The sequence below is a fragment of the Amycolatopsis sp. NPDC004378 genome (assembly GCF_053602455.1).
On sequence record NZ_JBSGDR010000047.1, the window covers coordinates 12,877 to 20,903 of the forward strand.

Genomic DNA, 8,027 nt, shown 5'->3' on the forward strand with positions numbered 1-8,027 from the left:
GCGATCACGCGCCAGACCAGGGGCCGGTCGCCTTCCTCGAAGACCATGCGCTGTCGGGCCATCCGGAGCTCGATGCGGCCGGCGACCTCGTCGTCGGACAGGTCGGGTTCACCGCCGCGAATGACGGCTTCGGCGTAGCGGCGGGTCTGCAGGAGCCCGGGGATGACCTGGGCATCCCAGCTCTCCAGCTGGCTGGCCGAGGACTCCATGCCCAGGAACAGGCCGAAGTCCTCGGGGAAGTCGTTCTGGTCGAAGCCGAAGAACCAGTCCTTGCCCTTGCGCGCCCGTTCGCGCAGGCGCTGGAAGGCGTCGGTCCGGTCCGCGACGCCGTAGAGGGCGAGCAGGCCCTTGAGCTCCAGCGGTTTGGGCAGGGAGCGACCGTTCTCGATGTGGGCGATGGCCGAGACGCTGCCCTGGATCTCCCGGGCGGCGGCTTCGCGGCTCACTCCGGCGGCTTCGCGCAGGCGCCGCATTGCGACGGCGAACCACCACTTCAACGCGGACGGGCTGCTCGTGGCCACGCCGGTGCTCCTCTTCTGCCTGGTAGTGCCCTCGTGCCTACCTAACGCTTCGCATGCGCAAGGACACCCGATCGGAGTATCCACTTTTGACGATCGTCAGTTGTACGGTCGTCATCATGACCTACGTCACTCAGGTTGGGAACACGGTACCTGGGCGGCGTGTACCCGCTCCGGGGTGGTGCTCCGGCGATCCCGCCGCCGTCGAGCATCGCCCCGGAGCCTTCCGACCGGCGGCGGCCCCGGCGCTGACCCCCGACCAGCCCGGGACCGCCGCCACCACCTGCGAAGGAGCACCCGCGCGATGACCGCGACCCTGACCTCGCCGAGGACATCCCTGTCCGGCCTCGTCACCGCCCTGGCGCGGGTGACCCGCCGCAGGGACCACCGCGCGGAGCTGCTCGCCGAGCTGGAGACCGCCCGGCTGGTGCCCGCCGTGTTCGTGCCCGGTATCGAGCACCAGGCCGCCGAAGCGATCGTGCGCGTCAGCCTGCCCACCGTCGAGCACAGGCGCCGCACGGTGCAGCGCCGGATCGACGAGCACCTGTTCCTTGACCCCGCCAGCCGGGCGGGCGTGCGGGTCATGGCCTGCTGGGACGAGCAGGCACACCGCGTCCGGATGCACGTCGCCGAAGCCGGAGAGCCGGGTCTGTGGGACCGGATCGTCGTCCGCTTCACCGAGTGGGAGCGGGACGGCCGTCCCGTGCCCGGCGCCGACGGACCACGCGGGAGCGGGTCGTGACCGCGCTGGCGGCCGCGTCGACCGCGTCGACGACCGCGACGCCGCCGAAGGCGGCGGCCGTGGTGCGTGCGTTCACCACCGTCCCGCCCGGCGGCTACCGGCACCCGGTGCTCGACGCCGCCGCGGCGCTGGCGGACGAACACCGGCTGCGCGCCGGAGCCCACCGGATCGTCGGCGACCCCCGGGCCGACGATCCGCTGCTGGCCGCGGCCGCCCGGACCGTCCACGCCCGCGACACCGCGTGCGCGGTACTGATCGACCGCATCGACCGCTGGGCCGCGACAGAACTGTCAGAAGGCCGTGCCAGTGTCCTGCACACTGAAACCCTCGGTCAGCTCGTCGCACGGCTGGTCACGGTGTGGATGCGCGGACAGCTGCTCGCCGACACGCACGCTGCCGCGGATGATCCGCGGGTGCGGCTGGCGGCCCGTCAGCTGGGCGAACTGGGCCGCGCCTACGACGACCTGGTGACCGACCTGCGGCTCGGCCGTCGCCGGCTGCCGACCTTCCAGACACCGGCGGGTCCGGCCGGGATGGCATGAGCGATGACCATCGAGGGGGACGTCCGGCCCGTGCGGGGTCTGATGGTCGCGGCGAGCAGCCCGGCCGGGGGCGCGGCCGACGCGATCAACGACCTGACCCGGCATCTGCCCGATCCGGGAACACCGGCGGAGTGCTCGACCTGCCCGGGACAGTTCTGGCCGTGCCAGTACTTCCACGATGCGGCCTTTCGCGTGCATCGGGCGCGGCTGCGGGTCGGTGACGTCGTTCCGCTGGAGCTGCACCCCCGGCTGTGGCCCCCGCAGACATCGCCGGACCCGCGTGCGTGGCCGTCCCACACCCCCGACAAGGAGAGCGATCGTGGATGAGGTTCTGAGCTCGGCCCTCCGGACGGCGGTTCACAGCCGTCTCGACTACCTCGACACCATCGTGGCCAAGGCCGACGAGGAGTCGAAGTCGGCGCTGGCTGACACCGTGATCACGCAGATGACCGGGGCATGGCGGGAGCTGCTGGCGGCGCACGAACCTGACGAGCGCGGCCGATGCCGCGCTTGCTCGCCGTGGCGGCGGCTCGGCCGCGCGGGATGCACGGTCTGGCGGACCGCGCACCGCCACCTGATCACCGACACCGCCGAGCGACCCGCCACCGGACGCCACCACTTCCGGCGACCCCGGCCGGCCACATCCTGACCCGGAGCCACCGCGGGCCGCACCCGAACGGCCCCGCAAGTCCATCCCGGCGCGGCTACCCGCCGACAACCGGGGTGTGCAAGGAACAACTGGGAACGGCGAAAGCCGTGTGAGCAAAGGAAAGGGAGGGCAGACATGGAGACCGTGACCGACCAGCCCGACGGCGGCCAAACCGCCGACGAGCCGGTTCTGCTGGTCAGCCTCGGCGAGGCGTCAGCGGTGACCCTGGGCCAGGGCCAGGGCAGCTCGGAGGACAAGCGACGGGCCTACAACTAGGCCACCGATCCGGTGCCCAGGCCCGCCCTGGGGGTCTGGGCACCGGATCACCCGCAACGGTCAGGAAAGGGAAGAGTCATGCGCTGGTTCGGGGGGTTCGCCACGCCGGCGGCGCCACCGCGCAGCCCGATCGGCAGCGCGCGGCTGTGGCCCACGCTGCCCGGCTGCTGGACGCTCGGCACCTGGTCCGGGCACGAGGTCCGCACCACGTGGGCCGGTACACGGTTCGTCGCGGTCGTCGGCACCTGCGGCATCACCGCCGCCGAGCTGGCCCGCCTCGGCACCGACGGCGTTCCCGATGACGTCGCGTGGCGCTGGCCGGGCAGCTACACGACCGTCGAGGTCACCCGCGCGGCCACCCGGATCTGGACCGACCTCGGCGGCGCCTGGCCGATCTACACCACGATGGCCTACGGCGGGATCTACTGGGCCTCCAGCTCCCGCGCCCTGGCCGGGCTCACCGGCGCCCGCCCGGACCTGGACCGCCTCGCCGGATGGCTGCTCGCCCCGTCGGTGCCGGTCCTGCTGGCCGAACGCTCCGCGTTCGAGGACATCGCCCTCGTCCCGCCGGGACACCGGCTGACCATCGACGGCAACAGCACCCGCATCAACCGCGTGTGGCGCCCCCAGACCCGGACCGGTTCGCCGGCCGGACGGTTGCGGGAGGAACTGACGTCGGCGGTAGCCGAGTGCCTGGCGCCCGCGACAACGCTGACCAGCGACCTGTCCGGCGGGTTCGACTCCACCGCGCTGGCGTTGTTGGCGGCTGAGCAAGCCGACCCGGGCCAGGCCGTGACCGGGGTGACCGTGCATCCGGCCGGGCGCACCGAGGGCGGGGACCTTGACTACGCGCGGCTGGCCGCGCAGCGGCCCGGCCTCGACCACCGCCTGATGCCCCTGAGCAGCGAGCACGCCCCCTACACCGCGCTCGACGAGGTGCCGGTCACCGACGAGCCCGCCCCGTCGACGATCGCGCACGCCCGGTTCGCCGGGCAGCTGCGCTGGATCCGCGACACGATCGGCACCGACTGCCACCTGACCGGCGACGGCGGGGACAGCCTGCTGTGCACGCCGCCGATCATGCTCGCCGACCTCGTCGCCGCAGGCCACCACCGGCGAGCGGTCACCGAGACCGTACGGTGGGCACGGCTGCGGCGCCTGCCCGCATGGCCGCTGCTGACCACGGCGTTCCGGACCGCGCGCACCAGCCGCGTCGACGCGTTGAAGAGCCTGGCTATCGATCTGTGGACTGGCACGCCGACGGCCAGGCCGGACGGGCATATCGGTTGGTGCGCAACGGAACCCGCGCCGCCGTGGGCGACGTCCGACGCGCGCGGCCGGGCCGCCGCCCTGGCGCATGGCGCGGCCGTACGGCTCGCCGACGTCCCGGCGCGCACATTCGCCGCCACTGTCGCCGCGGAGAACATGGCCGAAGTCGGTCGCTCTGCCCGCGCCGACATCCAGCTCGCCGAGCACGTCGGAGTGGTACTGGCGAACCCGTTCACCGACTCTCGGGTCATCGACGCCTACCTCTCGGTCCCGCTGGACGAGCGCCCCGGCCCGGCTGACTACAAGCCGCTGCTGGCCGCCGCGCTGGCCGACTTGTTCCCCGCGAAGCTGGCCGCGCGGACGACGAAGGGCGACTTCAACCCCGACCACTACGGCGGCATGCGCGCCAACCTGCCCGCCCTGCACGCCCTCGCCAACGGGCGCCTCGCCGCCCTCGGGCTAGTCGACCCGGCCGCGCTGCGCCGCACGCTGACCATGACCGCCCCCGGGCTGCCGGTCGCGTTCTCCACCGTCGAGCCCGCGATCACCGCCGAGGTGTGGCTGCGCGCGCTCGCCGACGCCCGCCACGTGGCGTGGTCGGAGATCGGCGCCGGAGCGGGGGCCGCGTGAGCCACCGGTACTTCACCGCGCCCGGACACGTCCGGGCCGTCGACGTCGGCCCCGCCACGGTGATCGTCAACTACCGTGACGGCCAGGCAGAGACCCTGATCGGCCCGGCCGCCCGGTGGTGGGCCGAACTCGCAGTCAGCGGCGACCCGACCACCGTGTCCGCGCTGGACGAGGTCCCGGCGCGGATGCTGCGCGGGCAGCTTCTCGAGGCCGGGCTGCTCGCACCGTCAGAACGGCCCGAGCCGTGGCCAGCGCCGACGGCCGGGCCGGAATGGGTGCCCAGCTGGGGCACCCACGAACTCGCCGCCGGCCGGACCGAGCCCGTATCCGTCCCGCTCGTCACCACGGTGTTCGCCGGGCTGGCGCTGGCCGTCGTGCTCGCCACGCTGTCCGCCGGTCCCCAGCACGGGCGCCTGGCCCGGCTGACCCGGCTGCTGAACCAGGTCACCCGCCGAACCCGGCGACCGGCGAGCACCGAGCGCGCCCGCCGGGCCGTTCATGCCGTCCGGCGGGCCGGGCTGCTCGCGCCGGGCCGGGTGGCGTGCCTGGAGGAATCAGCGGCCGTGCTGGTGCTGCTGGGCGCATCGCGCCAACGGGTGACGTGGTGCCACGGCGCGGCGGCCGATCCTGTGCGGCTCCACGCGTGGGTGGAGACTGACGACCGACAGCCGGTAGCCGAACCGCCGTCCACGGCGCGGTTCGCGGTGCTGCGCACCATCCCGGCACGTGAAGACGGAGGCGAGAACGATTAGCGAGCAGACCGAACCGATCGTGTGGATCCGCGGGGAGCGGGCCGGGCTCGGCCCGTTCTCCGAAGACCTCGTCGACCAGTACTGGCGATGGGAGCAGGACCCCGGCGTGCTGGTCGGCTACGGCCGCCAGACCCCGGACTCGCTCAACAACCGGCGCGAAGGCTTCCAGCACCAGGCTCGCGGCACCGACGACCAGCTCAGATTCACCGTCTACGACATCACCACCACGCCGCCGACGCCGGTCGGAACGACCGCGGTGCTGATCGATCACCACGTCCGGACCGGCGAGTTCGTCATCCAGCTCGGCCCGGACTACCGCGGCAAGGGCCTAGGCACCGAGGCCACCCGGCTCACGCTGGACTACGCGTTCCACATCACCGCGCTGCGCTGCGTCTACCTCTCGGTGCTCTCGCCGAACAAGGGCGCCATCGCCGCCTACGAACGCGCCGGGTTCCGGGTCATCGGCGAGAAACGCAACTCCGGGTACTGGCTCGGCCAGCCCGCGAACGAGACGCTGATGGACGCGGTGCCCGAGGACTTCACCGGCCGGTCCGCCGTGCGCCAGCTCATCGACCCGGCTCAGTAGCGCGCCGTCGCCGAGCAGGATGGTCGGCCGGTCAGCGCTGAGTGGGGTCAGTGTCCGGTCGGCCAAGCGCCCGCCGGACGTCCGGGATCATCTGGCGCAGGACGGTTTCCACCTGCTGACAGGTCGTTTCGAATGTTCGCAGGTCCCGGCCGTAGAAGCTGCCCAGCGATCGCCCGGCGGTGAGGACGACGGCGGCCACGTCGGCAGCGAGCTCCAGGTGCTTGTCCTCGAAGTTCGAGGTCGAGAGGTACATCCCGGTGTTGTCGTCGCGCACGCGCAGCGTCCTCCACGGGGAAACCGCCCAGGATGCGTGGTGCGCGATGCCGCTCCACCACCGGTAGAGCCGGCGACCAGGATCGCCGAGGCTGCTGGAGATCGCGCCGGACGTGGAGAACTTCTTCGGGTCGCCATCCAGGACCACGCCGAGGCTGTCGCGGCCGTACTCCCGGACTTCGAAGCCGGCAGCTTCGATGGTCTTGCGGACCTCGTCCACGGAACCGGGGCCACCTGGCGCGGGGCCGAGGTCGCTCTTGCTGCCTTCTTTCGCCGACCAGATCTGGAACCGGGCGGAGCGGCGAAGCCGCTCAGTCTTGTCCGGTGCCAACGACCAACTCGCCAAGGCCGCAGCTTCCAGCAGCGACCGGGCAACGGGGAACGGCGACAGCCCTGGCCATCCACGGGGATCAAGACCGGCGTCGGTCAAGGCGTCCGGGGGATACGCCAGCGCCAGCAGCCGCAGATGGTGCCCGACCGAGGCGGCCGCGCTGTTCGCGGCGATCGTGGCGACATGCAGCAGGACGCCGACCTCTTCAGTGTCCGCACCCGCATGCCCGGACGTCCGCCACGGCGCCGCGTCGTCGCAGCTCTCGTCCCGGAGCAGCTCGGACCAGGCATCGCGCAGGGCTCCGTACGCCGCGGTGAGGGCGTCCATCGTCGAGGGCTGCTCGTCGCCCGCGCCGGAAGCCGTGCGAGCAGCAGCAACGTCATCAACCACGAAGGCATTGAACCGCGTGTCGCCGTTCGATGCCTGCGAGTTTCCGCGCCGATGCCGTCGTCAGCGGCAGCCAGACCGGGCAGAACAACAAGAAGGCTTGCTCCTTTGAAGTAACACGATGTAGGGTGCTACTTCAAAGGAGCAAGCCACGCTTGTGGCAGCGCTCACCGACGAAAGGGGGCACACATGGTTGCCCAATCCGCCCGATACACCACCGACACGTGCATGGACAACGTCATCACGTTGCTGAAGTTCGCCCGGGATAAGACTGACCCGGAGAAGCGGGCCGAGATCATCACCGAAGCTCAGCACTTCTTGGCGTGGGGACTGCGTTCGGCGATGACGGAGTGCCAGGAGGCAGGCGCGGCCTGGCGCAGCCTCGGCCCGGCCATCGGCATGCCGCACAACGTGCTCTACCGGCAGTACCGGGCCGGCGGCCCGGTCGTCGCGGCGGAGCCGCGGTACACCCCGGAAATCCAGGTCGCGCGCGGGTTCCGGACCGTCGGCGACGTCGACGACCGGTGGCGGGTGATCAGCGAGGACGACGCGGCGGACCCGAACTTGAAGACGGCCACGTTGTTCTTCGACCCGGTCGTCACCAAGGGCCTCCCGCACCCGTTCGCCAAGAAGCAGCTCGAGTTCAGGTACGCGACCTGGCCGGCGGAGGCACTGGAGGCGCTGGGCCGCACTCGTTCGTACCTGCTCTGGAAACCCGAGCTGGGTCGCCGGCCGATTCACATGACCGAAGCTGTCTTCGACGAACTGTTCGGGCCGCCCGACATGTCCAGCCCCGAGCGGAAGCGGTGGGAGTCGGAAGCCGCTCGGCTCGACCAGCTGCGCAAGGAAGCGGGCCAGCACCCGAGTCCGGAGCACTGAGAGCCGCGGAGCCTGGTGCTGCGGGCTGCATTGCTGACCCGGGGCGCCAGGCCCGCCGAAGTATGATCGACAGCAAGCGCACAGAGTCGGAATCGAGACACGAAGCCTTGAGCATCCGGTCGCTCGTCACGCGGCAGCCAGCCGCCGGAACGGGACACGCACTCATCTAGACACGGCGAGTGCGGCGACAAAC

The 8,027-nt window shown here is 71.8% G+C and carries 11 protein-coding genes; 9 read left to right on the forward strand and 2 right to left on the reverse strand.

What is annotated here, in order from left to right:
• Window positions 1-521, reverse strand: a 521-nt coding sequence (locus tag ACWEN0_RS49230; protein ID WP_451988670.1) for a Scr1 family TA system antitoxin-like transcriptional regulator, incomplete at its 3' end; no start/stop codon positions are given.
• A gap of 301 nt (window positions 522-822) precedes the next feature.
• Here ACWEN0_RS49230 and ACWEN0_RS49235 point away from each other — a divergent pair.
• The 8 genes from ACWEN0_RS49235 to ACWEN0_RS49270 all read left to right on the forward strand — a co-directional run bounded on the left by ACWEN0_RS49235 (window position 823) and on the right by ACWEN0_RS49270 (window position 5,964).
• Complete coding sequence (locus tag ACWEN0_RS49235; RefSeq protein WP_451988671.1) at window positions 823-1,260, forward strand: hypothetical protein; 438 nt, start codon at window positions 823-825, stop codon at window positions 1,258-1,260.
• The gene (locus ACWEN0_RS49240; protein WP_451988672.1) at window positions 1,257-1,802 is read left to right on the forward strand and encodes a DUF4254 domain-containing protein; all 546 of its coding nucleotides are present in this window, start codon (window positions 1,257-1,259) and stop codon (window positions 1,800-1,802) included. The genes ACWEN0_RS49235 and ACWEN0_RS49240 overlap by 4 nt, the downstream gene beginning before the upstream one ends.
• Window positions 1,803-1,805: 3 nt before the next feature.
• Window positions 1,806-2,129, forward strand: a complete 324-nt coding sequence (locus tag ACWEN0_RS49245) for a hypothetical protein (protein ID WP_451988673.1) — start codon at window positions 1,806-1,808, stop codon at window positions 2,127-2,129.
• Window positions 2,122-2,451: a hypothetical protein gene (locus ACWEN0_RS49250; RefSeq protein ID WP_451988674.1), complete on the forward strand. Its 330-nt coding sequence runs from the start codon at window positions 2,122-2,124 to the stop codon at window positions 2,449-2,451. The genes ACWEN0_RS49245 and ACWEN0_RS49250 overlap by 8 nt, the downstream gene beginning before the upstream one ends.
• Window positions 2,452-2,586: 135 nt before the next feature.
• Window positions 2,587-2,727 (forward strand): albusnodin family lasso peptide, encoded by a 141-nt coding sequence (locus ACWEN0_RS49255; protein ID WP_451988675.1) that lies wholly within the window; start codon window positions 2,587-2,589, stop codon window positions 2,725-2,727.
• Between the two features lie 78 nt (window positions 2,728-2,805).
• A complete protein-coding gene (locus ACWEN0_RS49260; protein ID WP_451988676.1) occupies window positions 2,806-4,626 on the forward strand; it encodes an albusnodin/ikarugamycin family macrolactam cyclase in 1,821 nt (606 codons plus the stop codon).
• Window positions 4,623-5,378, forward strand: a complete 756-nt coding sequence (locus tag ACWEN0_RS49265) for a lasso peptide biosynthesis B2 protein (RefSeq protein WP_451988677.1) — start codon at window positions 4,623-4,625, stop codon at window positions 5,376-5,378. Before ACWEN0_RS49260 ends, ACWEN0_RS49265 begins: the two co-directional genes overlap by 4 nt.
• A complete protein-coding gene (locus tag ACWEN0_RS49270; protein ID WP_451988678.1) occupies window positions 5,353-5,964 on the forward strand; it encodes a GNAT family N-acetyltransferase in 612 nt (203 codons plus the stop codon). The genes ACWEN0_RS49265 and ACWEN0_RS49270 overlap by 26 nt, the downstream gene beginning before the upstream one ends.
• A gap of 31 nt (window positions 5,965-5,995) precedes the next feature.
• Here the strand turns inward: ACWEN0_RS49270 and ACWEN0_RS49275 are convergent, their stop codons facing one another.
• A complete protein-coding gene (locus ACWEN0_RS49275; protein ID WP_451988679.1) occupies window positions 5,996-6,958 on the reverse strand; it encodes a hypothetical protein in 963 nt (320 codons plus the stop codon).
• A 225-nt stretch (window positions 6,959-7,183) separates the two neighbouring features.
• On the opposite strand from ACWEN0_RS49275, the gene ACWEN0_RS49280 reads away from it, so the two are divergent.
• Window positions 7,184-7,834, forward strand: coding sequence for a hypothetical protein (locus ACWEN0_RS49280; RefSeq protein ID WP_451988680.1), 651 nt, complete (start codon window positions 7,184-7,186; stop codon window positions 7,832-7,834).
• Window positions 7,835-8,027: the final 193 nt, after the last annotated feature.